This window comes from Oceanobacillus sp. B139/18, assembly GCF_055524595.1.
This window is the reverse complement of sequence record NZ_JBVFXI010000001.1, coordinates 1,492,826-1,518,355: the sequence shown is the minus strand read 5'-3', so window position 1 is coordinate 1,518,355 and position 25,530 is coordinate 1,492,826. Positions and strand designations below refer to the sequence as shown.

Sequence of the window (25,530 nt, the reverse complement as noted above, 5' to 3'; positions counted from 1 at the left end):
ATGCTGGTTGAAAAAATTGAGATGAATATAAATGATATAGAAGAAGCAGAGCTTGCAAAGCTGCATAAAGAAAAGGTTTACCTGGATAGTGCCGATTTGCTGAAGCGTATTTTACGGGTGAAAACAGACCATGGAAAGGATATTGGTATTTCCTTAAAAGAAAGACAGGCCCTGACAAAGGGTGACGTTTTATATAAAGATACATCCAATATTATTTTTATTGATGTCTATCAGGACGACGTGATTGTTATCCGCCCTAAAGATATTCATGAAATGGGCGTCATTGCGCACCAATTAGGAAACCGTCATCTTCCTGCACAATTTGAAGCGGATAATATGATTGTCCAATATGATTATCTTGTAGAAGAATTGCTGAAACAGCTAGACATTTCTTATCAGCGGGAAGAGCGCAAATTAAAAGAAGCGTTTAAACATATAGGGCATAGCCATGACTAATTCATTGCTCACCTTTGTTCAGTTATGCGATTCAAACTTCCCTATTGGCGGTTTCAGCCATTCATTTGGACTGGAAACCTATATTCAAGAAGATGTTGTGAAGGACAGGATCTCATTTCAAGAATGGCTGGATACGTATTTCAGGGAACAGGTGAAATATACAGAAGGGCTTGCTTTTCAACTTGTATGCGAGGCGCTGTGTGAAAATGATTTGGAGCGGATTTGGCATATGGACCGGCTGCTTTATGTCCAGAACCTTCCAAAGGAAACAAGGGAAGGAAATACCCAAATGGGAGTCCGGATGCTGAAGCTGGCAGAAAGTCTGTTTGAATACGGAATACTTGCAAATTATCTAAAACGAATAAAGCAAGGGAAATCATTCGGGCACAGCGCCATTGTCTTTGCAGTTATTGCGCATTATCACAGGATACAACCTCGGGAGGGACTTGGGTTTTATTTATATTCCCTGGTTTCTAACCTGGTACAGAATGCAGTAAGAGCTATTCCGCTGGGGCAGACAGACGGGCAGAAGATATTGCTGGAGAGTCAGCAATTAATAAACAGTGTCGCGGAAGAAATAGCTGCTTTAACGATAGCGGATTTTGGGATTGTTTCGCCCGGTCTGGAAATTTCACAAATGAAGCATGAGCATGTAAAAGTAAGGATATTTATGTCTTAGAAGGGAGATTTGGAGATGGAACCGATTCGAGTAGGTATTGGCGGTCCAGTAGGGGCTGGAAAAACAGAGTTAGTAGAGAAAATAACAAGACAATTAAATAATGAAATGGACATGGCGGTTATTACGAATGATATTTATACCAAAGAAGACGCTAAAATTTTAATGAAAAATGGTGTGCTGGAGGATGACCGGATTATTGGTGTGGAAACGGGCGGGTGCCCGCATACCGCTATCAGAGAAGATGCCTCCATGAATTTTGCTGCTATCGATAAATTAATAGAACGTTTTCCCGACGTAGAATTGATCTTCATTGAAAGCGGCGGGGACAATCTGGCAGCGACATTCAGTCCGGAGCTTGTTGACTTTTCTATTTATATCATTGATGTAGCCCAGGGAGAGAAAATTCCCCGTAAAGGCGGGCAGGGCATGATTAAGTCGGATTTATTTATTATTAATAAAACGGATTTGGCGCCATATGTTGGAGCGGACTTAGATATCATGGCAAGAGATACGAAAGAATTTCGAGGAGATAAACCCTTTATTTTTACGAATTTGAAAAATAATGAAGGATTGGACGAAGTAATTGATTGGCTGAAAGATAATGTACTGCTTCGAGGGATCGTCTAAGATGCAGAAGGAATGGACCGGAGAGCTTCAGCTTGAATTAACGGAGAAGAAGAATAAAACGGTCCCTGCGGATGTATATTTCCGAGGTGCCTTCAAAGTGATGCGTCCAATCTATTTAGACGATTCCGGGCAATTAACCTATTATCTATTAAATCCTGGAGGCGGCTATTTATCCGGAGATACATATTCCATGGATATTAGGGTGAATGAAAATGCCCGGGCAATTTTGACAACGCAATCTGCAACCAAAGTATATAAATCCCCAGGAGAGCCTGCGTATCAGTATGGGAAGTTTACCTTGAAATCGAACAGTCTGCTGGAGTATATCCCTGATCCGCTGATCGTTTATCGGGAAGGGTCGTATAAACAGCTCAACCAATTTTATGTAGATAATACCTCGACATTGATTTGCTCTGATATTATTACACCTGGATGGTCACCAACCGGAAAGCAATTCAGTTATGACAAGGTAGATTTGCAAAATGAAGTGTTTATCCATAAGGAATTAGGCGTTTTTGACCGCGTTGTAACGGAACCGGCTAAAAATAATCCTTCTGTGTTTGGAAGAATGGAAGGGTATAGTCATTTAGGCTCCATGATGGTTATTAGTCCTTATATGACAGATGAAGTAATTGAAAATATCTATGATATGATGGAGCAGAAGGACGTGAACTTCGGTATCTCGAGGTGTCCGGTCCCGGGGTTTTCTTTGAGAATATTGGCCAATCAGACGCAAATCATCGAAGAGATACTGCAAATGTGCCATGGGTATTTACGAGAAGTATGGTTTGGCATGTCTCCTGTATTTTTACGGAAATATTAAAAGAGTTTAAAAACGGTGGGGAAGACAAGCGGGATCTGAGAGCAGCTTTAGAGATGTTCGAAAGCTTGCTTCCCCGGCCTTTGGAAAGGTAGTTAAGATGGAGCGACAAATTTCTGGAAAATATTATTTGATCAGTACGCTGCACAGTTTTTCCCAAGTAATCCTGCTGGCGAATTGGAAAACAGGACTTTTCATTTTTTTGGGCATTCTTGTTGTTTCCTGGCAATTTGCCGTAGTATCCTTATTAAGTGTGATAATAGCGAATGTTATAGGCTATGTGCTCACGAAGAATAGAAGTTTTATAGAGGATGGATTAATGGGCTATAACGCGGTGTTAAGCTGTTTAGCTATTCTCATTTTTTTGGATGGGCCGTATCTGTGGCTGCTTGCTTTTGCAGGAACTGGATTATCCGCATTAGCAACCGTAGCTTTAAATAATTATTTTGTGCGTATTCCGGTTCTCACTTTTCCATTCATTATTACATCATGGCTGATATTTTTATTTCCTTATAAATTAGATTTATTCATAATGAGTGATCAGCTTATACCGCAGAATCTAATGCATTGGGAGTATATTGAAGGAAGCGGAATGGACTGGATTACCGCATTTTTTAAAAGCATCAGTGAAATCTTTCTATTGGATTCTGTGTGGGCGGGAGCGCTGATCCTGGCAGGAATTCTGATTGCCGGGATCAGAGTGAGCGCGAGCACCATTATATCCGCTGTCGCTGCCTTAGCTTTTGCTTACATATTAGGGGCAGAAAATGATCAGATGCAGCTTGGGCTGTATGGATACAATGCGATTTTGACGGCCATAGCAGTGGGCCATACATTCAATGCCAAGGGGGCGAAAGGTATGTTTGTGTACGGTCTGATAGGAGCACTATTGACGGTTCCGATTTCTGCGAGCTTATCTATTCTGCTTATCCCATACGGCCTGCCTGTATTAACCATTCCATTTGTAATCATTACATGGCTGCTGTTGAGCGCATCAAATTCTATCTTAAAACCGGGAAATAGAGTATAATAGAAAATGAATTTTTATGATGAAGCGTTGTTGCAGGGTAACATCAATAGAGAAACGAGTTGATGTTGCCTGCAGCTATGAAGAGAGAACAACATGAAGGAATCAATCAGAGCAAGGAGACGCTGATAGGAAATGTCTATACAAACACCTGTAAAATATCGTGTGAAACAGGTTGAACAAAAGGACGCTGCGCAGGTAGTGGATTTTATGACAACGATTCGAAAAGAAGTATTTCCGATGTTGGATCATCAGCAATTACCGCCGGATATGCTTCATTTTTATGCACATTATATAAATAGAAGGGATGCGGCGTTATTTGCAGCTTTAAGTGAAGCGGGCAATGTGCTTGGTACAATTGGTTATTTGCCCTATGACAATCGATTTGACGAGCTGCAGCAATTTTACGCGCAAACGAAGACCACGGAATTGGTAAGATGCTATATAGATCCGGCATATAGACGTTTAGGAATTGGCACTGCCCTCTATCAAACGGCTTTAAAGTCGATTCAAACAGCAGGATACGAGAAGGTTTATCTGCATTCTCATCCATTTCTGCCTGGCGGTATTCCCTTCTGGAAAGCGCTGGGCTTTGAAGAAAGACTGGCTGAGTCAGATCCAGTCTGGAAAACACTGCATATGGATAAGGTCTTATAGTATTCCTTTTGCGTGAGCTGCTTCATCAGGCATGACACCAAGAATAATAGGAGTAATAAAATGAGAAAAATAAATATAGGGCTGCTTTCCGTATTGTTTTTGTTTTTATTGGCAAGCTGCAGCAATTCGGAAAATGATAAAGCAGCTAAAGATGAAATCGTATATGCCAGCTCGAAGGATATCCGCGATATTAATCCGCATTTATACAGCGGGGAAATGGCAGCCCAGAATATGGTGTTTGAATCACTGGTCAAGAATACGGAAGACGGTGTAGAGCCTTGGCTGGCGGAGAGCTGGGATATCTCAGAGGATGGGCTGGAATATACCTTTCATTTAAGAGAGGATGTTACCTTTTCTGACGGAGAAAAGTTCAACGCAGAGGCGGTAAAACAGAATATGGATGCCATCATGGATAATGAAGAACGTCATGCTTGGCTGGATTTAGTCAATTTGATTGACGAAAATGTGGTAGTGGATGAATATACGTATAAGCTTGTGTTAAAGCATCCGTATTATCCGACGTTAACGGAATTGGGACTTACCCGCCCGTTTCGTTTTTTATCTCCCAATGACTTTGTGGATGGAACGACAAAGGATGGCATCAGCGGTTATTCGGGAACAGGGCCGTGGGTTTTATCAGAACATAAAGAGAATCAGGAGGCTGTGTTCACTGCCAACGAAGAATATTGGGGAGAACAGCCTAAAGTGAATGCAGTAAGATGGAAGGTGATGCCGGATCATCAGACCATTCTGCTTGCCCTTGAAAAAGGAGAGGTCGATCTGATTTTTGGATCCGATGGAGATATGATTGACCTGGACTCTTTCTCCGCGCTGGAAGAGCAGGGAGAGTACGTAACCGAAATGAGTGAGCCGGTCGCTTCCAGAGCGATTTTATTGAACTCCAATCGTCCCATCACTGGCGGAATCGAGGTAAGAGAAGCGCTGCAATATGCGGTTGATAAACAATCGATTGCGGATGGTATCTTAAATGGATCAGAATCTGTTGCGCCGACCTTGCTTGCATCGACAGTTCCTTACAGCGACCTTGGACTGGAGGAAAGGAAATATGATCCGGATAAAGCTAATAATCTGCTCGATGATGCCGGCTGGGAGTTGAATAGTGATGATGGATATCGTTATAAAGATGGCGAGAAATTAGAGCTTAACCTGTATTATAATTCGGATAATGCACAGGAAAAGACGATCAGTGAATATATTCAGTCTGATTTGCGGGAGATAGGTGTGGAGCTGCATATCACTGGAGAGCAGAAGCAGGCGTTTTTAGACAGACAAAAATCAGGAGAATTTGATTTGCAATATTCCTTGTCATGGGGAACGCCTTATGACCCGCAATCTTACCTGTCCTCCTGGAGAATCCCGGCGCATGGCGATTATCAGGCGCAGACAGGGCTGGACAAGAAAGCGTGGCTGGACGAAACAATTACCGATTTGATGATTGAGCATGATGAGGAGAATAGAGAAGCGATGTATGCGGAAGTGTTATCGTATATCCATGATGAAGCAGTATACATCCCGCTCACATACTCACGTACAAAAGCAGTCCATCGACCAGAACTGCAGGGTGTCACGTTTAATGTCTCTCAATATGAAGTTCCATTTGAAAACATGTATTTTGATACAGAGTAAATTAAAAAAGCGGATGAAGGTCCGCTTTTTTGGTTCTTTAATGTAAGAATGTAGGTGGAGTAAATGAAGCGTTATATTACGAAAAGAATCATAAGCATCATTCCCTTATTAATAGGAATATCCTTTTTGGCGTTTATTCTCATTAATCTGAGCGAAAGTGATCCGGCGGAAGTCGCGCTGCGGGTAAATGAAATCACACCGACAGAAACAGCTGTTGCAGAGATGCGCGAGGAGCTGGGCCTCGATAAACCATTTTTTGAAAGATATATTACATGGGTGACCAGCAGTATCAAAGGTGACTTCGGAAACAGCTTTGTTAATAATAAACCGGTGATCGAAGAAATCGGGCAGGCATTGCCAGCTACGCTGATGCTTGCGTTGGTTGCCTTCGTAATGATTGTTTTTATCAGCGTCTCTGCCTCCATTCTATGTACGATTTATGAAGGAAGCATCATTGATCGGACCATTAGAGGCTTTGTCTTTATTGCAGAGGCCATGCCCGGTTATTGGATCGGGCTTTTGCTGATATGGTTTTTCTCGATTAAATTAAATCTGCTGCCGACAAGCGGGATGAGCTCTTGGACATCTGTTATTCTGCCGGCAGTAACGTTAGCTTTTGCTTATATTTCCACCTATGTGAGATTGATTCGAAATAATATGGTGCAAAACAAAAACGAGAATTTTGTACTTTATGCAAAAGCCCGCGGGATGAAAGAGGGTATTATTTTAAAGCGTATTTTCAAAAACTCTCTTCAGTCTGCTATTACAGCACTGGGCATGTCGATTCCCAAATTAATTGCAGGCACTGTCATTGTCGAGAATATCTTTGCCTGGCCGGGGATAGGCAGGCTGAGTGTGACAGCGATATTCAATTATGATTATCCCGTTATCCAAGCGTATGTCTTTCTGATGGCGGTTTTATTTGTCATCTGTAACTTACTGGTAGATATTGTTACTGCCATATTCGATCCAAGAATGAGAAAAGAGGTATAATCATGGGGGGTTTAAATAAATTGATGAGAGATCGTTCCGCCATGATTTGTATCATTTTCTTAACCCTTGTGGTACTGGCAGGAATTTTCGCGCCATGGCTAGCGCCGCATAGTCCAATTGATGTCAATGTAAAAGAAAAACTGGCGGGAATAAGTACAACCTATCCGCTTGGTACGGATCAGCTGGGGAGATGTATTTTTTCCAGGCTGTTATACGGGATTCGCACGACAGTTTTCATTGCCTTTATAACCATGATTGTCACGATTGTGATTGGAACATTGATTGGAGGAATCGCCGGGCTGTTTCGCGGGAAAATCGACGAGATCATTATGAGGATTTGCGATGTCTTTATGTCCTTTCCAAGTGAAGTAATGATTCTAGCCATTATCGGAATGATGGGACCAGGGCTTACCAATATCGTGATCGCCAGTATTATCGCAAAATGGGCATGGTATACACGTATGGTCCGTTCAATTATCATCAAATACGCCGATAAAAACTATATTCAATTTGCCCGAGTCTCCGGCTTCAGCAGATGGCATATTTTCAAAAAGCATATCATGCCAAATACGGTAGGCGAGATTTCGGTCCTGGCCACACTTGATGCAGGTTCGGTGATTTTAATGATTTCCGCTTTATCCTTCCTCGGGCTGGGAGTGCAGGCACCGACGCCTGAATGGGGAATGATGTTAAACGAAGCGAAGAACGTGATGACCATCTATCCGGAATTAATGCTTGCTCCGGGAATAGCAATTCTTGTTGTGGTAGCGGCATTTAATTTTCTTGGGGACAGTCTGCAGGATGCCTTTAATGTTAAGCGTGGAAAGCGCGGTAAAAGAATGAGGTGATTGCTTGGTTATGCTGGAAGTGAAAAATTTATCGATACAAGATACACAATCAAACGAGGTTATCGTTGAAGATATATCTTTTAAATTGGAACGCGGCCGCAGTTTGGGCATTGTCGGGGAAAGCGGCAGCGGCAAGTCAATGACGGTGAAGGGGATGCTGGGGCTTATAGCGCCCTGGATAACCGTTTCCGGTGCAGCCTATTTTGAAGATGCGGATATGCTGAGGATGAAGACAAAATCAATTCGAGATATAAGAGCCCGGCATATCAGCATGATTCTGCAAGATGCCATGTCCGCCTTTGATTCGTTAGATACCATTGGAAAGCAGATGCAGGAAACGCTATGTGAGAATTTGATAATTTCCAGGACAGAGGCAAAACAAGTATCCTTGAGAGAATTAGAAAGAGTGGGGATAAAGGAAGCTGCACAGGTGCTGAAGAAATATCCGCATCAATTGTCCGGCGGGATGCTCCAGCGATGTATGATTGCCATTGCAGCAGCCGTACAGCCTGGTATTATTATTGCGGATGAACCAACCACTGCGCTGGACGCTATTACCCAAAAAGAAGTCATTGCAACATTTCAGCATCTCCAGGCTCAATCGGGGACTACCTTTATTTTTATTTCTCACGATCTCGGCGTTATCCAACAGCTGACGGAAGATGTGCTTGTGATGAAAGACGGGAAACAAGTGGAATATGGCAGGACAGAAGATGTATTTCAGCATCCACAAAATGAATATACAAAATACTTGGTGGATACAAGAATCAAACTGACCCGTGCGTTTGAACAATCGATGAGAAAGGATTCCTATCATGCTTGAAGTAAAGAAGGTCTATAAAACATATCCGAAAGCAGGAAAAGGCTTCAGAAAAGAAAGGTTATCCGTCTTAGCGGACGTATCCTTTCAGATTCATGCGGGAGACTGGGCTGCCTTAGTCGGGGAAAGCGGCAGTGGGAAAAGTACATTAAGCAGATTGATATTAGGCTTGGAAAAAGCAGACAGCGGCAGTCTGTTGCTGGAGGGGGAAAATCCAGCAGCGTGGAGGAAGGAAAAGAGAGGGCAGATGAGTGTTGTTTTTCAGGACTATACGTCCTCAGCCAATCCTGCTTTCCAGATAAAAGATATTATCTTGGAACCCTTGAAGGCTTTCAGCCGGAATCATCCGATACAGGAAACAGCGGAAAGTTTAATGGAGAAAGTCGGTCTGTCTAAGGAGTTAGCAGAACGTTATCCGCATGAGTTAAGCGGCGGCCAGTTACAGCGGGTGTGTATCGCCAGGGCAATTAGTACGAAGCCAAAATTTTTGGTTCTGGATGAAGCAGTCAGCTCGCTGGATGTTTCTGTTCAAGCACAAATCCTAGATTTACTCGATACGTTAAAAAAAGAAATGGATATGACGTGTCTATTTATCGCACATGACTTGCAAACCGTTGCTTATCTATGTAATCAAGTGATGTTTTTAAATGAAGGAAAAATCGTTGAGCAGATAGGGACAAAAAATCTGGCAAATGTGCAGAGTGCTTATGCGAAGAGGCTGTTGGAAGCAGTGGTTCGGTTTAGAGTGGAATAGAATTCTACTATATAAAACATGCCACTTGCCTGCTAACCCGGCAAATGGCATGTTTTATCTTTTATAATAATTTTTTCGTGCTTACAAGAATAATGCATGTACATAACACGTCGATTGCTTTTTCCACTTCTTCTAACGATGGGAATGATGGCGCAATACGAATGTTTCTGTCACGAGGATCTTTCCCATATGGAAAGGCTGCTCCGGCTCCGGTTAAGGTGACTCCAGCCTCTTTGGCAAGATGGATTACTTCAGAAGCACAGCCGTCCATCGTATCTAAGCTGATAAAATAGCCTCCATCCGGTTCTGCCCATGTTGCAATGCCATAAGAATCCAGTTTGGAATGAAGTATTTCTATTACGGCATCAAATTTAGGCTTCATAATTTCCGCATGCTTTTTCATGTGTTCCAGGAGATTACTATAGTTTTCAAAAAAGCGGACATGGCGCAGCTGGTTTACTTTATCAGGACCAATTGTCTGCACGCTTAACTGCTCTTTAATAAAGCTGATATTTTCCCTGCTTGCTGCTACGACTGCAACACCAGAGCCCGGGAAAGTCATTTTGGAAGTAGATGCAAACATAAATACTCTGTTTGGGTTTCCGTGTTCCTTACATGCTTCCAATATATTTTTTAATTTTGGAGGATGATCCGTCAGGTCATGAATGGCATACGCATTATCCCAGAAAATTTTAAAATCCTTTGCTTTCGTTTCCATTTTAGCTAAACGTTCCACGACCTCATCACTATATGTAATACCCTCGGGATTACTATATTTCGGAACACTCCACATTCCTTTGATGGACGCATCGTTGCGTACAAGCTCTTCCACCTTGTCCATATCCGGACCGTCATTCAGCATCTCTACGGAAATCATTTCGATATCGTATTGTTCACAAATCGTAAAATGCCTGTCATAACCGGGGACAGGGCATATAAATTTAATTGCATCTTCTTTACCCCAAGGAGTTTCGCTATCAATAACGCCTTTAATCAATGCTTTTGAAATCAAATCATGCATGATATTCAGGCTGGCATTACCTCCGATTAAAATCTCCTCTGTATCTACTTCTAATAGATCTTTAAATAATGCTTTTGCTTCTGGCAGACCATCTACCATCCCATAATTTAAAACAAAAAAGTTATCCCCAATATTTTTAGAAGTAACGCTGTCTAACAATTCCAATGACAATTGCAGCTGCTCAGCGCTTGGCTTTCCTCTCGCCATATTTAAAGATAGATTTTCTTTCTTGATTGCATCCAATTCTTTCTTTGTTTTTTCATGAAGATGTTGCAGACTGGAATGATCCATCTGTTGTAGCGTACTCATTTTATCCCTCCGGCATGTGTAACTTAATTTTATCTCTTGTTAATTATTTTATTTCATTCAATAAGAATTGCAAGGGAAAACATGAGAAGTTTACAAATCTATTTAACAAGAAAGCATTTCCTCTATAAATTGTTGAATAATTGAAACATTTCCCGGCTGTAATCCGTAAAGAAAGATAATAAGAAAGGAGAGGAATAGCATAATGAGTGACTGGTGGGAAAAGAAGAAATCGAAAACAAGGAAAAGCAAAAAGGGGAAAGGAGATTATACAAAGACCGATTTGTTTTTTGATATTCTTTTTTGGATTCCGGAAGTTATCATTCTTCCGATTCGGATTCTCTTTTGGTCATTTAGAGGCGTGCTGAGATGGGTGACGGATGTAATGTGAAGCAGGGAAGGGGAAAGTTAATTTGGAGACCATTTCTGCATTAATAAACTGTTTAAATTCAACTATAAGAGCAGGAGTTATAGTAAATATGTAGAATTCTATAATAGGAGCAGCTGCAAATCAGCTAACAGAGCAGCCTTAATTATGCTGCGCTATTTTGTATCGAAAATAAGATAGGGGTATTTATATGGGAAATGTAATTGAAAGACCATTCAGGTTAAAGCTGGGTTTTCATCTGTTAATTGGGCTTACAGGTTTTATCAGTGTTATTTTACACGTTGCCTACTCTCCGGACCCTTTGGTATCAATAACGAAATTTACGTTTCAAGCGAATTTAATGGTCGCGATAATCTTTCTGTGCAGCAGCCTCGCCATTTTAAATCGTAAAAATCAGAGTCCATTCTTGGATTTTTTCAAAAATGCTTCCGTTATATATATGTTTGTCTGCATTTCTACCTATCATTTTCTTCTTGCCAGCGGGGGTGAATATACTGGCATCCGCACCATCACGAATGTGACGCTGCATTATTTTATTCCGATAGCCGTCTTTATCAATTGGCTTCTTTTGGAGACGAAGAAAAGATATAGCTATCAATATATTTTTTATTGGATGATTTATCCGGTTATTTATTGTGTTATTTCAAGCTTGAGAGGATTAATGGACGGGTTTTACCCCTATTTCTTTTTAAACCCCAATGGTGAGATTCCGGCAGGCGTGGGAAGTTATTCAAATGTTGCAGGCTTTATTGCCGCTTTTTTATTTGTTTATATTATTCTTGGGTTTCTGCTGATTGTATCTAATCGAATATTTTTGTATATCGGTCATAAGAATAGAGCTATTTCGTCGCGATAGATTTGCATGAAAGAGTTTGAGGAAATGGATATATAATAAAAGGAAATAAAGGAGATTTTAATGGTGCTTCAAAATAGAGAAATTATCGTCACTGGTGCAGCTGCTGGAATAGGGAAGGAAGTGGTCCGGCAGTGTATAGAGGTAGGCGCGGCTGTTATAGCGTGTGATAAGAATCAAGAAGGACTGGATGATTTAAAGCAGAGGATAGATCATCGCGACAAATTATTTACATATGCATTAGATATCAGCAGCTATAAAGCAGTTTCTGCATTCTTTCATTATCTGGAAACAGAACATCCCGAGTTAGATGGATTAGTGAATAATGCGGGTGTCTACTTAGCAAAAAATATTTCAGATTATCAAGAGGATGAAATAAACAAGGTATTAGATGTGAATGTAAAGGGAGGCATTTATTTCTCGCAGCTGTTTGGTGAAAAGCTGCTTCAAGCAAAGCAACCTGGCGTGATTGTCAATATGTCCTCCGTTGCAGGGATGGAAGGGAGCTCGGATGCAATCTATGGTGCTTCAAAAGCAGCAATTCTGGGGCTGACGAAAAGCTGTGCCATGAATTTTTCTCCATACATCCGGGTAAACGCTGTTGCGCCGACGATGGTGGACACCTCGATGATGGAAGTCATCCCTTCGTGGAGAAAAGAAGAATATTTACATAGCGAATTAGTTGATACACCAGTAACTGCTAAGGATGTTGCTGAAACAGTAGTGTTCTTGTTATCGGATAAGTCGAAACATTATACAGGAGCTACTTTTGATATCAATAACGGCGGTTATCTGAGATGAAGCTGCACGTCAGGGGGGAGCGAAAAAATGAACAGACAGAACAAAGAGACTCGTCCTTATTTGGATGAGAACATTTCGGTAGAAGATTTTTTAGATTTCTATTGGTTGAAGGTGGAATTGCAGGATTTTTGCAGAAAGAAAGGAATGCAAACTTCAGGAGCTAAAACAGAAATTGCAGAACGTATCATCCATTATTTAAAAACAGGGGAGCTATCACAAGCTGCCAAGTCTAAAAAAGCACCTGCATATCCAGAAAAACGGAAAAAGGCAGATTCGATGAGCTTGGAAACGGTGATTGAATCCAATTTTAAATGCACGCAGGAGCATAGAGAATTTTTTAAACGTGTGATTGGCCCGAAGTTTCATTTCTCTGTAGCCTTGCAGAATTATCTCAAAGCCAATGCTGGAAAAACATATCAAGACGTAGTAGATCATTATTATAAATTAGAAGAAGATAAAAAGAAAGGAAAGCGTACAACGATTTCCGGACAATTTGAATATAATACGTTTATTCGTGCTTATTTTGATGATTCGGCGAATAAGGGAAAATCACTGCAAGACGCAATCAGTGCCTGGAAGGAAGTTCGGAGCAGACGCGGCGATAATGTATATCGATCTGCATCTGAAGCGGAATGAAGTAAGTTAACACGAATCTGGATTGGGAGATTACATGCTATTTTTATCAAAAAAAGGAGAGAAAACTCCCTCTTCAAGCGCGTAGAGGTAATGGGGAGATGAATCTCCTATGCACAAAAGATTGCTTTTGAGTGTTTCGATTGTTCAATATTAAATCGAACAAATGTTCCAAAATCATCCTTCTTCTGATATAATAGACAGGAGGAGGTAAGAAGCCATGAAAGTAAAAAAAGCATTTCGTTTTCGTATCTATCCGAACAAAAAACAAATCACCTTCATTCATAAGACAATCGGCTGCTCCCGCTTTGTCTACAACTATTTTACAGGAAAACAAATAGGTGATACATATGATGAAAATTTGGTGGACAACAAGTATCGTTTGGATACTATTTTTTATAGCAGCATCTGTTGCTATCGGCGTTCGAGATGTTGACGGAGCAGGGGTGGTACAGACTCCTGAATTAAGATTTCTTGCATTTATGGTTTTAGGCGGATTTTTTGTACTTGTTCTGATAGGTCAATTGATATTTTTATATTTTGCAAGGAAAAGAAAGCATCCGTCTCTGGCAAAGAATTAAAAATAAAACAATTTACATATCAGAAAGGATGGATGACATGCAGGGATACGAGAGTAAACAAGCTCTAATTGATGAAATCACTAAGAGAGCCAATTTATTTATTAGTGAATTTGATTCAGTGAATCATTCAGATAAAGATGTCTCTGTAGATGATGTAGACAGAACGCCGGCACAAATGATTGCTTATCAGCTGGGATGGATGAATTTAATCTTATTTTGGGAGCAGGCCAATCAAAATGGGGAAGATGCTATCACGCCAACGCCGGATTATAAATGGAATAATCTCGGCGGCCTTTATCAAAGCTTCTATGATACGTATGCAGATGATTCATTGGGAAATCTGATTGAGAAGTTTCATCAAGATGTTGACCGAGTCATTCAGTTGGTAGAAAGCTATCAGGATAAAGAGTTATTTGAGCAGGGTGGCAGACAATGGGCGACGACGACTCCTTCCAGCTGGGCGATTTGGAAATGGATCCATATTAATACAGTGGCGCCGTTTAAGACATTCCGGACGAAGATTAGAAAGTGGAAAAAGGTTCGGGGAGTATAAGTTTGCATTGTTTCAATCTGCAAAATAAGCAGATACTAAAAAAGAATAGGAAGTTAATCGGGAAATTACTAACGTATCATGTTATTAATGGAATCCTATTAATCAAGAGAGGAGTTTATAATATGAATGGAAAAGAAATTTATCAAGCATGGATGAATGCCTGGAATGAAGACATATCTATTCTGCATGACATTACTGATGAGAATTGCACAGTACATCAAGCAAGAACAGATGGCAAAGATTCGGGCAGCGCAAAAGGGATAAAAGCATTAAAGGATGTTGTTGAATCTGCTAAATACTATTTTGAAAATGTAAACATGTCCCTAGTGGTTCAGCCCATTGAAGAAGGAAACTATGTTTCCGCCCGCTGGAATTTTGAAGGCATTTATAATGGTAATATGGAGGGAGCAAAAGCAGAGAAAGGAAAGCTTGTTTCCTTTGATGGAACGGACATATTCCGTATTGAAAAGGGTAAAATCAAAGATTATTGGGTTTCTTCTGATGTAATGGATTTTATGAATCAGCTGGAAGTATTTTAGTGGTATGTTCAGTTGGACTTACTTGAAAATTCATTAATTTTTGCTAGCTCTATATGAAGGATGGAGCTGTTGATGTATAGTATGATAACCTTTTGAAAATTAGTTCGGAAAGCGAGTAAGTTTAAGAAACATAACGTTCTAATCAAAATCTAGTTAAGAAAACACTGAAATGCAGCTGCTTCAGTGTTTTTTGATTTTTTTTGCGGGAACAGATGATTCATTTTGTGAAGACAATTCAATCATTAAGGGCTTCAAAAACTTAATGATTGAATGAATTTAAATGGCATTTTTGAAGTAACAGTCCGCAAAGTACTTCTTGACATTCAAGTTACTTAAAGGGTTATGCTTATAGTTAAGAAAGGGAATTGGAGGAAAACATATTGATGACGATACAGGTCTTTTCAATACAGACTGGAATACCAAAAAGCACCCTTCGTTTTTATGAAGAAAAGCATCTTCTGAAATCAGTAAGGGAGGAGAGCAGTAACTACCGCATGTATGCCGAAGATCAAATTCCTCTCGCCAAGCTGATTGCAAGCTTGCGGGCAGCTAAGGTTCCTATCCGTGATATTCAGCTTTATTTAGAAGCGAACGAAAACAGCCGGAAGCAGATGAAGAAGAAATGGATTCAAACCATAAAAGAAAATCAGAGACAGCTGGAAGTCAGTCTTCGCTATTTAGAAAGTGATAATGAGAAAGAAAAGATTTATATGTTTGAAAAAACGGGAGAGAAAGTCATTTGGTTTGAGGCAGAATCCGCTGCGGGACAGTTTAGCCGGGAGTTTGTTTTCAGAAGAGAACAGATGAAACAGCACTATATTCCGATTAACAACATGTATTTACGGTATATATCCGGAAACAGAAATCAAGTCAAAGCAGAGATTGGCTTCGGTGTATCCCGAGAAATAAATACAGCACTCTTTCCAGATGCTTTTTCAGAAAAAATGCGGGGCAGCTTCTGTGTCGGTCTTCCTTTTAATGAAGACTTTTCAAAAATTGAAAGAGCTTATCGCAGCTTAATGGATTATTGCGTGACAAACAGCTGGACTCCTGCTGGTTCTATTCTGGAATGGTATCGCGGTGACCAGATGGAAACAGCCGACATCATTATGCCTGTCAGTTATATAGGGGCGAAGCAATGAAGCATAGAAAAAAACTGCAGGTGGAAGTCATGGAACTAAAAGGGAAGATGTATGAAATCGGCAGGAAACAGGGCATTGCGCTGAAATCGAATGCAAAATGGAAACAGCAAACGGAATTACAGACGAATGGAAACATGCTGGAAGCAAGAAAACAAATAGAGAAAGTTTCGCCAAGTCTTTTGAACGAGATAGAGGGGCTGGCTGCAGGGATGAACATTCATGTAGATACAGCAATGCAGCTGTTTGGAGGGTACAATATACAAATGCCTTCCATGGGCTGTACCACACTGGCCAATGACTCTTTGTATGTGAGAAATTATGATTTTAGTGATGCATTATATGATGCTCGACTGGTTCTGCTCAATCCGGATAACAGCTATGCAAGCATCGGGTTCAGTCAGCAGATTACTGGCAGACTGGATGGCATGAATGAAAAGGGGCTTGTGATTGGGCTGCATTTAGTAAATGAAAAGGTCAGTCAAAAAGGCTTTTTGGCAACGACGATATGCCGAATGGTCTTGGAGCAATGTGCTGACATTTATGAAGCAATTTCACTTATCAAACAAGTTCCCCATCAGTATTGCGTGAACTTTTCCATCATGGATAGAGAAGGAAATAATGCTGTTGTGGAAGTATCACCTGAGCAACAGATTGTTTATAAAAGGACACCGCTGATATGTACGAATCATTTTGAATCTAAGCAGCTAAGTGAAAAAAATAGAGCATTCATTCAAGGTTCGCTGCACCGTAAAAATTATTTGGAAGCCTTGGAAAAGAAAAATGTTACTCCAATTTCTGCGTATCATATATTTAACGATGAAGAATCGCCATTATTTTTCAAGGATTATAAAGAATACTTTGGAACACTTCATACGGTGGTCTATTGCCCTAAAGACCGGGGTGTAATGGCGGGGATTGGAGGAAATGGTGATCCCTATTTCCTTTCGTTCAACGATTGGCTGAAAGGAAAAGAAAAACTGCCTTGTTTACTTGAAGGGGAGATAGCAAGCGGGAGCTTCCTTTATTAATATGGCGGGTTTAGATTGAAATCATGCCATCCTTTAAATACATCTTTTCTTAACCAAAGCGCGTTAAATTTGTTGTTCTCTGCTTTAATTTCTTACCTTGCTATGGCGGGGAAATGTAAAGCACAATCGTCGACAAAACGAAATCATTCCTGTAACATGGTCACTATTGTAATTTGTTATATGAAGGAGGGTGTCATAGAAAAGTGCAATCATTTAATAAAACACCTATCATTATCGTACTTCTTACAGGTGGGTTCATATCAATTTTAAACCAGACGACGATGATTACTGCCATCCCGCCAATCATGGACGAAATGGATGTAAGTGCCAATACCGGACAATGGCTGACGACGGTTTTTATGCTCGTCAATGGCGTTATGATACCAGTCACGGCATTTTTAATGGCACGTTTCACGGCTAGGCAGCTGTTTATTACTGCGATGACCGTGTTTGCTGTCGGAACCGCTTTTTCTGCCATGGCTCCGAACTTTGGTATGCTGCTTTTAGGAAGGATCATTCAATCCAGCGGTGCAGGCGTAATCATGCCGCTGATGCAGACTGTGTTTTTACTACTTTTTCCTGTCAGGAACCGCGGCGTAGCGATGGGATTGGTAGGGCTGGTAATCTCTTTTGCTCCAGCGATTGGTCCTGCATTGTCCGGATGGATTATCACGAATTACTCCTGGCGCGCCGTATTTCTTCTTATTCTGCCTATAGCAATTATCGTTATTGTATTTGCAGCTAAAGTGATGAAAAATGTTACGGAATTAACGTATCCGAAATTGGATATGTTATCGATTATCTTGTCATCTTTCGGTTTTGGCGGATTTCTATATGGATTTACAAGTGCAGGAAACAATGGCTGGGCAAGTCCCATTACGATTACTACCCTGATTGTCGGAACGGTAGCGCTAGTATGTTTCATTATCAGGCAATTACGTATGGAGACGCCTATGCTGGAGTTTAGGGTATTTAAAAATCCTATTTTTACTTTATCAACGATTATTCCCATGATTGCATTTATGGGATTGATTGGCACGGAAACGTTAGTTCCGCTTTATATGCAGAATGCACGCGGTTTTACTGCGATGGAAGCAGGAATTGCGCTTCTTCCCGGCGCTTTAGTGAATGGAATGATGTCTCCCATCACGGGTAAAATATTTGACCGTTTCGGTGCGAGGTGGCTCGCAGTAACCGGCCTTATCATTATTACCATCTCTACATTTGCATTTACCAATCTGGGACCGTCCACATCAATGTTAATGATTACGATTCTGTATGCGATCCGGATGTTCGGTCTGTCTATGGTCATGATGCCTGTAACAACTGCCGGTTTAAATCAGCTGCCTAGAGACTTGATTCCACATGGTACGGCGATGACGAATACGATGCGTCAGGTTTCAGCCTCTGTTGGAACAGCAATTGTCATTACCATAATGACAACAACGGAAATGTCTGCAGAGCATAATCCGGATATATCTTATCCAATGATCCATGGTGTTAATACAGCCTTTATGGTCATTACAATACTCTCTCTGATTGGGGTTGTAATCAGCTTCTTTATGAAGAATGGCAATTCCCCTGCTGAAGAGCAAAGTCATATGCAGCGGGATGAAAGAGAAGAGCGGACAGTCCGTGAATCGAGGTAAAACAGGCCAGAGGGAAAATGAAATGAATTATCCAGCAGGTATTTGATTGAGCTTGCGTAAGGGTATTTTGAACTGTGTGTTATTTTATCTCTTTAAGGTTTTTTTTAGCAGTTTGTTAAAGTGTTATGAAAAATAGAGTTTGAAACAGCGTCAAGGGGACCCCTTGACGTTTGTTTTTCAATAAAGAGACAAAAGCAAATGGAAATGATGAATAGAATTTATTCAAAAGTGATGTTTCAAATTTGGATTTGTGCAGGACTCTTTCCATTTGGCTATTATAAAATTTGTTTGCCTTTTATAATTATAATTTACATTATTCATAATATTTAAATAAATATTTTTTTAGACTTTTAGTTAAAAATTTTATAAAAAACTAATGTCGATTGATATGCTGAAGAAAGTTGTTTAAAGCTTTGTGAAAAGGATTATATCAATCATTAGATATTAAAGTGAAATCCTATGAATACCGAAACAATGATAAAACATAACGGACTTCTAGAATATCGGCAGTCTGGAGACATTAAAATAATGCGTGAAATGAATTTATTTAGGCGGGAAATCTGGTGAGCTAACTTCCTGAATTACTCAAGATAACTCAGTGGGAGAAAGGAAACAGACTAAGTTCGCCACGCCTTGAGACTGGGCCTGCGATTACTCGCCCACTGAAACCATTGCGATTACCTACCCCGAAGAAGAACTTTTGTGTGTCTAAAACTCCTGCTGCGTGAAGTTTTTCGTTTTATAATTAATGAAGGTATTGGCTTCATATTCTGCATTGCTAAAAATATTATCGTTAATGACATGGAATATTTCCCGGGAAAGCGCATAATCTGACATTTTTGTTGAAAATGAGGGAAGAATAGCGAATATTGCTATAATGATTGGAAAGAATGTGTTTAGGCAGTTTATCTAAGTAAAATAAAAAAGTCGTTGGAAGAAGTGCCTTCAATTATGCGATGTTACTTTTATTGGATTTACGCCATCTGACAGCATAGATGAGAGAAGTAGAGGCTCACCATGTTACACTGAGAAATATGGATTGGAATGATTTGATATAGAATGATAAATACCATGCATTATATTTTACAGAACCTATCATATATTTTTTATTACGTAGAACCGTCCGAAAAACTCCCACTGACTGATGTTTCGTTTTATGTTATAATTAGTACCAGATAATAATACTAACTTCTAATTATTTTGGAGGGATTCGATGATTGGAACAAGAATGACTGCGATCGGAAGCTATGTACCTGAGAAGAAATTAACGAATTTCGATCTGGAAGAAATGGTGGAGACAACAAATGATTGGATTGTACAGAGAACTGGAATTCACGAACGAAGAATAGCGCGTTCAGATGAATTTACGAGTGATTTATGTGTAGCTGCTGTGGAAGATTTAATGCGAAGATATAATAAAACAGTGGAAGATGTCGATATGATTATTGTAGCAACCAGCACGCCGGATTTTCCTTACCCGTCTGTTGCAAGCATTATACAGAATCGGCTGAAAATCAAGCAGGCAGGGGCCATTGACTTAGGTGCAGCGTGTGCGGGGTTTGTCTATGGTCTGCATACGGCGAATAGTTTAATTCGTTCCGGCCTTCATAAGAAGGTGCTTGTGATTGGAGCAGAAACGCTCTCAAAAGTAACGGATTATACCGACAGAAGCACCTGTATTTTATTCGGTGATGCTGCCAGTGCAGTGTTAGTGGAAAAAGATGAGGACGCTGAAGATTTTATCGGCTTCCATTTGGGCAGCGATGGTAGCGGCGCACAGCATGTATATCAAACCAGCTTAGCTAACAAGGTGAATGATGTAGAGCTAATTGACACAAAATATCTTGTCCAAAACGGGAGAGAAGTTTTTAAATGGGTAGTAAGGAAGGTGCCGAAAAGCATTGAACAGCTTTTAGAGAAAACGGAAGCCGGCTTAGATGAGGTAGATTGGTTTATTCCGCATAGTGCCAACCTGAGATTGATTGAACCGATTTGTGAAAAAATAGGACACCCGATCGAAAAAACACTTTATAGTCTTGAGAAATTTGGGAACACTTCAGCAGCAACCATTCCTTTGGCACTGGACCTTGGTGTTCGGAATGGAAAAGTGCAGAATGGAGATAAAGCGCTTCTGTACGGCTTCGGTTCCGGCTTGGTGCATGCAGGGCAGCTGTTAAAAATAAATTTTGATGAGGAAGTTAATACGCCGAGACCATTATAATTAAATATGTATAGGAGAGGATTTTCGTAATGCATTTATGTACGAAAGTCCTCTTATTTTTAATAAAATCATGGCGATACAATCCGTCAAATTCTAAAAATAGTTAGAGTAGCATTTATTATATATAACTGGCTGTATGATACGCCATTATAAGAATAAAAAAGATAGCCCTTTTGATTGTTTATTTTTTACAAAGAATTTTTAGTTGAAGAAAAATCCATACTGTTTATGATAAAATCAAAATGAAATATAAATTATAAAATACTTAAAAAGTGAGGATACACAATGATTGCAAAGACAGAAGAAGACTTTCAAGGTCTAAAAGAAATCGGTAAAATTTGTGGAGCCATTCGAAATGAATTAGTCCGATATACAAAACCTGGAATCACAACGAAAGAGCTGGATGAAATAGCAGGCGAGATGTTTGAAAAAGAAGGAGCACAATCTGCACCAAAAGGAGAATATGATTTCCCTGGATATACATGCATCAGCGTAAATGAAGAAGTAGCCCACGGTATTCCGGGGAAACGGATTATTCAGGAAGGCGACCTTGTTAATATTGATGTGTCAGGCTCGAAAAACGGTTATTTTGCCGATACTGGAATTTCCTTTGTAGTCGGAAATGGAGAGGAAATCCTGCAGAAAATATGTGACGTTGCTAAAGAAGCATTTGATGCTGGTCTGAAAAAGGCAAAGCCGGGTGCGAAAAAAAGCGGTCTTGGAAAAGCGGTGCACAATGCAGCCAAGCAAAATGATTTAACTGTTATAACAAACCTTACGGGGCATGGCGTTGGCCGATCTATTCATGAAGCACCGGACCATATTTTCAATTACTACTCCCGCTGGGATGATGAAATTTTAAAAGACGGTATGGTCATTGCTTTTGAACCGTTTATCTCTACACTGGAAGAGGAAGTTTACCAATCGGATGACGGGTGGACTTTCCTGACGGATGAAAGCTTTGTAGCGCAATATGAGCATACGATTATTCTGACGAAGGAAGGACCGATTATTACTACATTGTAAGTATGTTTTTAATGTTTTAAACCAGATTGTTTAAGTAGCCATTTTGTTTTTGAGCTTAGTTATCTCCATCGTTATTTAAAGACTATAGATTTTCATTCCATTAAAGGGCGGTATGGCATAATAAAGGCCATTACCGCCCTTTAATAAATTCGATCTAGAAACAGAATTAAATTACTGCCCATCCATAGGAAAATCGCAATTTGAGTCAGGACATAAACGGTTCGCTCCATGGCTGTTAATTTTCTTTCCTTTTTGATTTTTTTAAAATGAAAATAATAATAAACGGCGCATATCAAGAGGATTGCTCCAGATAATTGGGATATGTTTTCTAATAAGCCTGCCAATAAGATCCCCCTTTTTCCTTTGTTAGGTCATTCGATTATGGAATTGTCAAAACCTGCTTTCTGGGGTTATTGTATCAAAATTTCCAAACTACAAAAAGCGTGCGAAATACAGCGGCTGTTAGTTATGATTTTATAAATAATTTACATGTCCGTTAGACTGCATCATTCGGACGGACACGTTAAATAAGTAAAGTAAAGGACACTTGACGTCAAGTGTCCTTTACTTTAGCATTAATCATGAAGGGGCTGAAATCGATTGAAAAATAATATGGTGGAATTCAGACGAAAATTTGATTATTCTCAGGAAAAACTTGCTGAGCTGCTTGGCGTTTCAAGACAAACCGTTATTTCAATTGAAAAGGGAAAATACAACCCATCACTTCCTTTAGCCATGATTATTGCCGAACTTTTTCAAACTAATGTAGAGAATGTTTTTATTTTAGAGGAAGAAGATTATAAAAAATAAATGAGCAGGAGGGATATCGTGAATAAAGATGCAAGCCGGGGGCTATTTTTTAATTTTAGGTTTTTTTCAGGCAGGTATGTTTGGTTTTATTGTATTTGCAGCGGTGATGGCAAATGCATTTCCGCCAACTTCCACCTATATCATGCCATCATTAGGTATTATGGCTTTTTGCATGAGTTATCTTTATCCGCAATTCAAACAAAAAGATGAACGAATGAAGTTAATTAGGCAAAAGGGGCTGGAGTATGCTTATTTCGCCTTATTAGTTTATTTTATGATCCTAATGATTATTCTGCAGTTTAATCTCTTAACACTATCTGCATTAGACGTGCTCTATATTCTGACAGCATTAACCATTTGTACGGTCTTTATTTGCATGGTCATCGCTGCGAAAAAGTATTAATATTTTCTAGTTTGATGAAATAATCGATAATACATATGGACAGAAAAATATCAGAAAGAATGGAATCATATGAAATCATGTCCGTCTATTACTGTGATTTCTCTCATATACAAAGGAGTTTTTCATTATGAGTCAGGAAGAATTAATCCAACAATCCAATGCACCGCAAACGCGCAGCTCGCTTGCGAATGACTTCAGAAAGCTGGGCTTATATGAAGGAATGACGGTAATCGTCCATTCCTCCATGAGATCATTAGGATGGGTCTGTGGTGGCCCAGTAGCTATTATTCATGCTTTACAGGACGTGATAACTTCAAAAGGGACGATTATCATGCCAGCTCATAGTGGTGACATATCGGATCCAAGAGAGTGGAGTAATCCGGCAATTCCAGAAGAATGGATTCCTGAAGTAATGAAGGAATTACCGCCGTTTGATCCCGATGTAACACCGACCTTTGGAATGGGGACTATACCAGAGGCATTCCGAACATACCCCAATGTTAGGCGCAGTTATCATCCTGCACTCTCTTTTTCTGTATGGGGAAAGAACAGGGGTGAAATCGCAAGTAATCACTCATTAGATAATGGATTGGGAGATAAATCTCCGCTTGCTTATATATATCGTAACAAAGGCTATGTGTTGATGCTTGGAACGGATTATGGAACCAACACCTCCATGCATTATGGAGAACATAAAGCTGCAGGAATAAAAGAAGTTCATAAAATGAGTCCGATTTTAGAAAACGGTCAGAGGGTATGGAAAGAGTATAAAGAGCTCGATTATGATGAGGAAAAGTTCCCCGCAATCGGAGAAAAGTTTGAAAAGGAATTTGCCATTTGGGAAGGCTATGTTGGAGAAGCGCGCTCAAAGCTGATTTATCAGCCTGATTTAGTTGATTTTACAGGAAAAAATATAAAATAAAGAAACAGGATAACATGTAAGAATGATAAAAATGTTATCCTGTTTTTGTTTTTAGAAAAGCTTTCACTTATTTTAAATGGATTACGAGTGACCCAATTCCACTTAACACCAAATACAACATAACTGCTGCCCACAGATAAGTGATTGAAATCACTTCCATTCCCTTTATGGAAAGAATAATGAGACCTATAATGATGATTCCTAAATAAATATGCGGGGAAATAGCATAGAATTTTTTAATGTTATTCAGGGTTCTTTCGTCTATCGAAGGCGTTTTATCTTTTTTCGTTTTAACAATGATTATATTGATGATGATTATAATAAATAATCCGGCAAGCAATCCGAGAAGCCCGGAGAAATCAAATTGACCAGTAAATAAATAGATAATGGTCTTCACGAGCAGCGAAGTAATAAAACCAATGCTCCCAACGACCGTCCAAACCCAAGGTTGTAAATGCTTATTCATGATTTGTCGTCCTCCTTTAAAATGAAAATTTCTTCAATCGGAAGTTCAAAGTACTTAACAATTTTTAGAGCGAGTTCTAAGCTTGGATTGTATTTATTTTTTTCAATTGCCGTCATCGTTTGCCGCGATACTTGTAAATTCTCTGCTAATTTCAATTGCTTAATGCCTCTTTGTTTTCTTATTTCTTTGATGTTGTTTTGTACAGGCATTCGCTCGCCACCTTTATAAAATGTAAATATACCTTTACATAATTTATAACATGAACTTGTAATTATGTAAATATATCTTTACATAAATATAAATGAATTACTTAAAAATTCGTATTAAAGGCCAGGGATATAAATTTTAAACAATATTATTCTCTTAGCGACTGGGTGAGAATTTTTGCATCTATGGTTTCACCAATATCCTGCCTTTTTTTAATGAATAAAAAAACATAATATAATCTATTAACCCTTCTTATAAAAACTATAAAAAATTCAATAAATGTTCAAACAATTTTGATTTATACAAACGATTATAAGTTATAATAAAGGTATAGGAAGAGAGGAGGATATAAATTGAGACCAAAAACATTAAATTTTGAACAGCTTGTCGATTTAAACAGACAAGAATTATTAAACGATGAAAAAAGAATTTCCCAAATTGAAGAGAAGTTAGAGAAGAAACAAGAAGCTTTTTCAGGTTATAAAAAAAGCTAACCACTTTAGTAAGAGCCGCTTACTAAAGTGGTTTTTTAATGCCTAAAAAAGGATTATATAGAAGTTGATTAGCAGTAATTAGTCAGCGATATCCGATAAGCCTCAAGGCCTATCCATAAATATTCCTCAGGTTCATTCTTATACGTTCGTTGGCACGGT

32 protein-coding genes are annotated in these 25,530 nt (G+C 39.5%); 28 read left to right on the top strand and 4 right to left on the bottom strand.

Annotated elements, in window-relative coordinates:
* The 11 genes from ACZSMY_RS07415 to ACZSMY_RS07365 all read left to right on the top strand — a co-directional run bounded on the left by ACZSMY_RS07415 (window position 1) and on the right by ACZSMY_RS07365 (window position 9,328).
* Window positions 1-456 (top strand): urease accessory protein UreE, encoded by a 456-nt coding sequence (locus ACZSMY_RS07415; protein WP_042533490.1) that lies wholly within the window; start codon window positions 1-3, stop codon window positions 454-456.
* Window positions 449-1,135 (top strand): urease accessory protein UreF, encoded by a 687-nt coding sequence (locus tag ACZSMY_RS07410; RefSeq protein WP_042533492.1) that lies wholly within the window; start codon window positions 449-451, stop codon window positions 1,133-1,135. Before ACZSMY_RS07415 ends, ACZSMY_RS07410 begins: the two co-directional genes overlap by 8 nt.
* Window positions 1,136-1,150: 15 nt before the next feature.
* Window positions 1,151-1,762 (top strand): urease accessory protein UreG, encoded by a 612-nt coding sequence (gene ureG / locus ACZSMY_RS07405; RefSeq protein ID WP_042533493.1) that lies wholly within the window; start codon window positions 1,151-1,153, stop codon window positions 1,760-1,762.
* 1 nt (window position 1,763) lies between these two features.
* A complete protein-coding gene (locus ACZSMY_RS07400) occupies window positions 1,764-2,585 on the top strand; it encodes an urease accessory protein UreD (protein ID WP_042533494.1) in 822 nt (273 codons plus the stop codon).
* 97 nt (window positions 2,586-2,682) lie between these two features.
* Window positions 2,683-3,612 (top strand): urea transporter, encoded by a 930-nt coding sequence (locus ACZSMY_RS07395; protein ID WP_226895046.1) that lies wholly within the window; start codon window positions 2,683-2,685, stop codon window positions 3,610-3,612.
* Window positions 3,613-3,744: 132 nt separating this feature from the next.
* Window positions 3,745-4,266: a GNAT family N-acetyltransferase gene (locus tag ACZSMY_RS07390; protein WP_465147620.1), complete on the top strand. Its 522-nt coding sequence runs from the start codon at window positions 3,745-3,747 to the stop codon at window positions 4,264-4,266.
* A gap of 60 nt (window positions 4,267-4,326) precedes the next feature.
* A complete protein-coding gene (gene nikA, locus ACZSMY_RS07385; protein ID WP_465147619.1) occupies window positions 4,327-5,913 on the top strand; it encodes a nickel ABC transporter substrate-binding protein in 1,587 nt (528 codons plus the stop codon).
* Between the two features lie 63 nt (window positions 5,914-5,976).
* Window positions 5,977-6,906: a nickel/cobalt ABC transporter permease gene (gene opp1B / locus ACZSMY_RS07380; protein WP_042533498.1), complete on the top strand. Its 930-nt coding sequence runs from the start codon at window positions 5,977-5,979 to the stop codon at window positions 6,904-6,906.
* Between the two features lie 2 nt (window positions 6,907-6,908).
* Window positions 6,909-7,754 carry a nickel/cobalt ABC transporter permease gene (gene opp1C / locus ACZSMY_RS07375; RefSeq protein ID WP_042533501.1) on the top strand — a complete coding sequence of 282 codons (846 nt, stop codon included), beginning with the start codon at window positions 6,909-6,911 and terminating at the stop codon, window positions 7,752-7,754.
* Between the two features lie 10 nt (window positions 7,755-7,764).
* A complete protein-coding gene (locus ACZSMY_RS07370; RefSeq protein WP_465147618.1) occupies window positions 7,765-8,577 on the top strand; it encodes an ABC transporter ATP-binding protein in 813 nt (270 codons plus the stop codon).
* The gene (locus ACZSMY_RS07365; protein ID WP_465147617.1) at window positions 8,570-9,328 is read left to right on the top strand and encodes an ABC transporter ATP-binding protein; all 759 of its coding nucleotides are present in this window, start codon (window positions 8,570-8,572) and stop codon (window positions 9,326-9,328) included. The genes ACZSMY_RS07370 and ACZSMY_RS07365 overlap by 8 nt, the downstream gene beginning before the upstream one ends.
* A 61-nt stretch (window positions 9,329-9,389) precedes the next feature.
* Here the strand turns inward: ACZSMY_RS07365 and ACZSMY_RS07360 are convergent, their stop codons facing one another.
* Window positions 9,390-10,658 (bottom strand): aspartate aminotransferase type Ic, encoded by a 1,269-nt coding sequence (locus ACZSMY_RS07360; protein ID WP_193064545.1) that lies wholly within the window; start codon window positions 10,656-10,658, stop codon window positions 9,390-9,392.
* 202 nt (window positions 10,659-10,860) lie between these two features.
* On the opposite strand from ACZSMY_RS07360, the gene ACZSMY_RS07355 reads away from it, so the two are divergent.
* The 13 genes from ACZSMY_RS07355 (at window position 10,861) to map (ending at window position 22,069) form a co-directional block, all read left to right on the top strand.
* The gene (locus ACZSMY_RS07355; protein WP_042533507.1) at window positions 10,861-11,046 is read left to right on the top strand and encodes a hypothetical protein; all 186 of its coding nucleotides are present in this window, start codon (window positions 10,861-10,863) and stop codon (window positions 11,044-11,046) included.
* Window positions 11,047-11,233: 187 nt separating this feature from the next.
* Window positions 11,234-11,899, top strand: coding sequence for a Pr6Pr family membrane protein (locus ACZSMY_RS07350; RefSeq protein ID WP_465147616.1), 666 nt, complete (start codon window positions 11,234-11,236; stop codon window positions 11,897-11,899).
* A 63-nt stretch (window positions 11,900-11,962) separates the two neighbouring features.
* A complete protein-coding gene (locus ACZSMY_RS07345) occupies window positions 11,963-12,697 on the top strand; it encodes an SDR family NAD(P)-dependent oxidoreductase (protein WP_193064589.1) in 735 nt (244 codons plus the stop codon).
* 27 nt (window positions 12,698-12,724) lie between these two features.
* Complete coding sequence (locus ACZSMY_RS07340; protein ID WP_465147615.1) at window positions 12,725-13,333, top strand: DUF6434 domain-containing protein; 609 nt, start codon at window positions 12,725-12,727, stop codon at window positions 13,331-13,333.
* Window positions 13,334-13,550: 217 nt separating this feature from the next.
* A complete protein-coding gene (locus tag ACZSMY_RS07335; protein ID WP_226895044.1) occupies window positions 13,551-13,766 on the top strand; it encodes a helix-turn-helix domain-containing protein in 216 nt (71 codons plus the stop codon).
* Entirely contained in the window at window positions 13,681-13,911 is a 231-nt protein-coding gene (locus ACZSMY_RS07330) for a DUF3923 family protein (protein WP_042533511.1), read from the top strand. The genes ACZSMY_RS07335 and ACZSMY_RS07330 overlap by 86 nt, the downstream gene beginning before the upstream one ends.
* Window positions 13,912-13,948: 37 nt before the next feature.
* On the top strand, window positions 13,949-14,464 hold the full coding sequence (locus ACZSMY_RS07325) for a ClbS/DfsB family four-helix bundle protein (RefSeq protein WP_042533512.1): 516 nt from the start codon (window positions 13,949-13,951) through the stop codon (window positions 14,462-14,464).
* A gap of 122 nt (window positions 14,465-14,586) precedes the next feature.
* Complete coding sequence (locus ACZSMY_RS07320) at window positions 14,587-15,003, top strand: ester cyclase (protein ID WP_193064549.1); 417 nt, start codon at window positions 14,587-14,589, stop codon at window positions 15,001-15,003.
* 383 nt (window positions 15,004-15,386) lie between these two features.
* Window positions 15,387-16,145 carry a MerR family transcriptional regulator gene (locus ACZSMY_RS07315; RefSeq protein ID WP_465147634.1) on the top strand — a complete coding sequence of 253 codons (759 nt, stop codon included), beginning with the start codon at window positions 15,387-15,389 and terminating at the stop codon, window positions 16,143-16,145.
* Window positions 16,142-17,173 carry a C45 family autoproteolytic acyltransferase/hydolase gene (locus tag ACZSMY_RS07310; protein ID WP_193064550.1) on the top strand — a complete coding sequence of 344 codons (1,032 nt, stop codon included), beginning with the start codon at window positions 16,142-16,144 and terminating at the stop codon, window positions 17,171-17,173. The genes ACZSMY_RS07315 and ACZSMY_RS07310 overlap by 4 nt, the downstream gene beginning before the upstream one ends.
* Before the next feature lie 203 nt (window positions 17,174-17,376).
* Window positions 17,377-18,822, top strand: a complete 1,446-nt coding sequence (locus tag ACZSMY_RS07305; RefSeq protein ID WP_193064551.1) for an MDR family MFS transporter — start codon at window positions 17,377-17,379, stop codon at window positions 18,820-18,822.
* A 1,213-nt stretch (window positions 18,823-20,035) separates the two neighbouring features.
* Window positions 20,036-21,043 carry a ketoacyl-ACP synthase III gene (locus tag ACZSMY_RS07300; RefSeq protein WP_193064552.1) on the top strand — a complete coding sequence of 336 codons (1,008 nt, stop codon included), beginning with the start codon at window positions 20,036-20,038 and terminating at the stop codon, window positions 21,041-21,043.
* Window positions 21,044-21,328: 285 nt separating this feature from the next.
* Window positions 21,329-22,069: a type I methionyl aminopeptidase gene (gene map, locus ACZSMY_RS07295; RefSeq protein WP_193064553.1), complete on the top strand. Its 741-nt coding sequence runs from the start codon at window positions 21,329-21,331 to the stop codon at window positions 22,067-22,069.
* 140 nt (window positions 22,070-22,209) lie between these two features.
* On the opposite strand, the gene ACZSMY_RS07290 is transcribed toward map, so the two are convergent.
* Window positions 22,210-22,413, bottom strand: a complete 204-nt coding sequence (locus ACZSMY_RS07290) for a hypothetical protein (protein WP_193064554.1) — start codon at window positions 22,411-22,413, stop codon at window positions 22,210-22,212.
* Between the two features lie 256 nt (window positions 22,414-22,669).
* Between ACZSMY_RS07290 and ACZSMY_RS07285 the strand changes: the two genes are divergently transcribed.
* The 3 genes from ACZSMY_RS07285 (at window position 22,670) to ACZSMY_RS07275 (ending at window position 24,204) form a co-directional block, all read left to right on the top strand.
* Complete coding sequence (locus ACZSMY_RS07285; protein WP_193064555.1) at window positions 22,670-22,879, top strand: helix-turn-helix transcriptional regulator; 210 nt, start codon at window positions 22,670-22,672, stop codon at window positions 22,877-22,879.
* Window positions 22,880-22,955: 76 nt separating this feature from the next.
* Entirely contained in the window at window positions 22,956-23,282 is a 327-nt protein-coding gene (locus tag ACZSMY_RS07280; RefSeq protein ID WP_226895045.1) for a permease, read from the top strand.
* Between the two features lie 127 nt (window positions 23,283-23,409).
* Entirely contained in the window at window positions 23,410-24,204 is a 795-nt protein-coding gene (locus tag ACZSMY_RS07275) for an AAC(3) family N-acetyltransferase (RefSeq protein WP_289585227.1), read from the top strand.
* A 67-nt stretch (window positions 24,205-24,271) separates the two neighbouring features.
* Here the strand turns inward: ACZSMY_RS07275 and ACZSMY_RS07270 are convergent, their stop codons facing one another.
* Window positions 24,272-24,670, bottom strand: a complete 399-nt coding sequence (locus ACZSMY_RS07270; protein WP_193064558.1) for a hypothetical protein — start codon at window positions 24,668-24,670, stop codon at window positions 24,272-24,274.
* Window positions 24,667-24,879: a helix-turn-helix transcriptional regulator gene (locus ACZSMY_RS07265; protein ID WP_465147614.1), complete on the bottom strand. Its 213-nt coding sequence runs from the start codon at window positions 24,877-24,879 to the stop codon at window positions 24,667-24,669. Before ACZSMY_RS07265 ends, ACZSMY_RS07270 begins: the two co-directional genes overlap by 4 nt.
* A gap of 351 nt (window positions 24,880-25,230) precedes the next feature.
* Here ACZSMY_RS07265 and ACZSMY_RS07260 point away from each other — a divergent pair, with 351 nt between their 5' ends.
* Window positions 25,231-25,371, top strand: coding sequence for an FbpB family small basic protein (locus tag ACZSMY_RS07260; RefSeq protein WP_289585226.1), 141 nt, complete (start codon window positions 25,231-25,233; stop codon window positions 25,369-25,371).
* The last annotated feature ends 159 nt before the right edge of the window (window positions 25,372-25,530 follow it).

What these genes read in the sequence shown, in the direction of transcription:
- ACZSMY_RS07335 (WP_226895044.1), top strand. Translation starts at nt 13,551, where the DNA reads ATGAAAGTAAAAAAAGCATTTCGTTTTCGTATCTATCCGAACAAAAAA.
- opp1B (WP_042533498.1), top strand. Translation starts at nt 5,977, where the DNA reads ATGAAGCGTTATATTACGAAAAGAATCATAAGCATCATTCCCTTATTA.
- ACZSMY_RS07275 (WP_289585227.1), top strand. Translation starts at nt 23,410, where the DNA reads ATGAGTCAGGAAGAATTAATCCAACAATCCAATGCACCGCAAACGCGC.
- ACZSMY_RS07320 (WP_193064549.1), top strand. Translation starts at nt 14,587, where the DNA reads ATGAATGGAAAAGAAATTTATCAAGCATGGATGAATGCCTGGAATGAA.
- ACZSMY_RS07265 (WP_465147614.1), bottom strand. Translation starts at nt 24,879, where the DNA reads ATGCCTGTACAAAACAACATCAAAGAAATAAGAAAACAAAGAGGCATT.
- ACZSMY_RS07280 (WP_226895045.1), top strand. Translation starts at nt 22,956, where the DNA reads ATGTTTGGTTTTATTGTATTTGCAGCGGTGATGGCAAATGCATTTCCG.
- ACZSMY_RS07355 (WP_042533507.1), top strand. Translation starts at nt 10,861, where the DNA reads ATGAGTGACTGGTGGGAAAAGAAGAAATCGAAAACAAGGAAAAGCAAA.
- ACZSMY_RS07325 (WP_042533512.1), top strand. Translation starts at nt 13,949, where the DNA reads ATGCAGGGATACGAGAGTAAACAAGCTCTAATTGATGAAATCACTAAG.
- ACZSMY_RS07410 (WP_042533492.1), top strand. Translation starts at nt 449, where the DNA reads ATGACTAATTCATTGCTCACCTTTGTTCAGTTATGCGATTCAAACTTC.
- ACZSMY_RS07395 (WP_226895046.1), top strand. Translation starts at nt 2,683, where the DNA reads ATGGAGCGACAAATTTCTGGAAAATATTATTTGATCAGTACGCTGCAC.
- opp1C (WP_042533501.1), top strand. Translation starts at nt 6,909, where the DNA reads ATGGGGGGTTTAAATAAATTGATGAGAGATCGTTCCGCCATGATTTGT.
- ureG (WP_042533493.1), top strand. Translation starts at nt 1,151, where the DNA reads ATGGAACCGATTCGAGTAGGTATTGGCGGTCCAGTAGGGGCTGGAAAA.
- ACZSMY_RS07270 (WP_193064558.1), bottom strand. Translation starts at nt 24,670, where the DNA reads ATGAATAAGCATTTACAACCTTGGGTTTGGACGGTCGTTGGGAGCATT.
- ACZSMY_RS07310 (WP_193064550.1), top strand. Translation starts at nt 16,142, where the DNA reads ATGAAGCATAGAAAAAAACTGCAGGTGGAAGTCATGGAACTAAAAGGG.
- ACZSMY_RS07350 (WP_465147616.1), top strand. Translation starts at nt 11,234, where the DNA reads ATGGGAAATGTAATTGAAAGACCATTCAGGTTAAAGCTGGGTTTTCAT.
- ACZSMY_RS07365 (WP_465147617.1), top strand. Translation starts at nt 8,570, where the DNA reads ATGCTTGAAGTAAAGAAGGTCTATAAAACATATCCGAAAGCAGGAAAA.
- ACZSMY_RS07400 (WP_042533494.1), top strand. Translation starts at nt 1,764, where the DNA reads ATGCAGAAGGAATGGACCGGAGAGCTTCAGCTTGAATTAACGGAGAAG.
- ACZSMY_RS07415 (WP_042533490.1), top strand. Translation starts at nt 1, where the DNA reads ATGCTGGTTGAAAAAATTGAGATGAATATAAATGATATAGAAGAAGCA.
- ACZSMY_RS07340 (WP_465147615.1), top strand. Translation starts at nt 12,725, where the DNA reads ATGAACAGACAGAACAAAGAGACTCGTCCTTATTTGGATGAGAACATT.
- ACZSMY_RS07390 (WP_465147620.1), top strand. Translation starts at nt 3,745, where the DNA reads ATGTCTATACAAACACCTGTAAAATATCGTGTGAAACAGGTTGAACAA.
- ACZSMY_RS07330 (WP_042533511.1), top strand. Translation starts at nt 13,681, where the DNA reads ATGATGAAAATTTGGTGGACAACAAGTATCGTTTGGATACTATTTTTT.
- ACZSMY_RS07360 (WP_193064545.1), bottom strand. Translation starts at nt 10,658, where the DNA reads ATGAGTACGCTACAACAGATGGATCATTCCAGTCTGCAACATCTTCAT.
- ACZSMY_RS07370 (WP_465147618.1), top strand. Translation starts at nt 7,765, where the DNA reads ATGCTGGAAGTGAAAAATTTATCGATACAAGATACACAATCAAACGAG.
- ACZSMY_RS07300 (WP_193064552.1), top strand. Translation starts at nt 20,036, where the DNA reads ATGATTGGAACAAGAATGACTGCGATCGGAAGCTATGTACCTGAGAAG.
- nikA (WP_465147619.1), top strand. Translation starts at nt 4,327, where the DNA reads ATGAGAAAAATAAATATAGGGCTGCTTTCCGTATTGTTTTTGTTTTTA.
- ACZSMY_RS07315 (WP_465147634.1), top strand. Translation starts at nt 15,387, where the DNA reads ATGACGATACAGGTCTTTTCAATACAGACTGGAATACCAAAAAGCACC.
- map (WP_193064553.1), top strand. Translation starts at nt 21,329, where the DNA reads ATGATTGCAAAGACAGAAGAAGACTTTCAAGGTCTAAAAGAAATCGGT.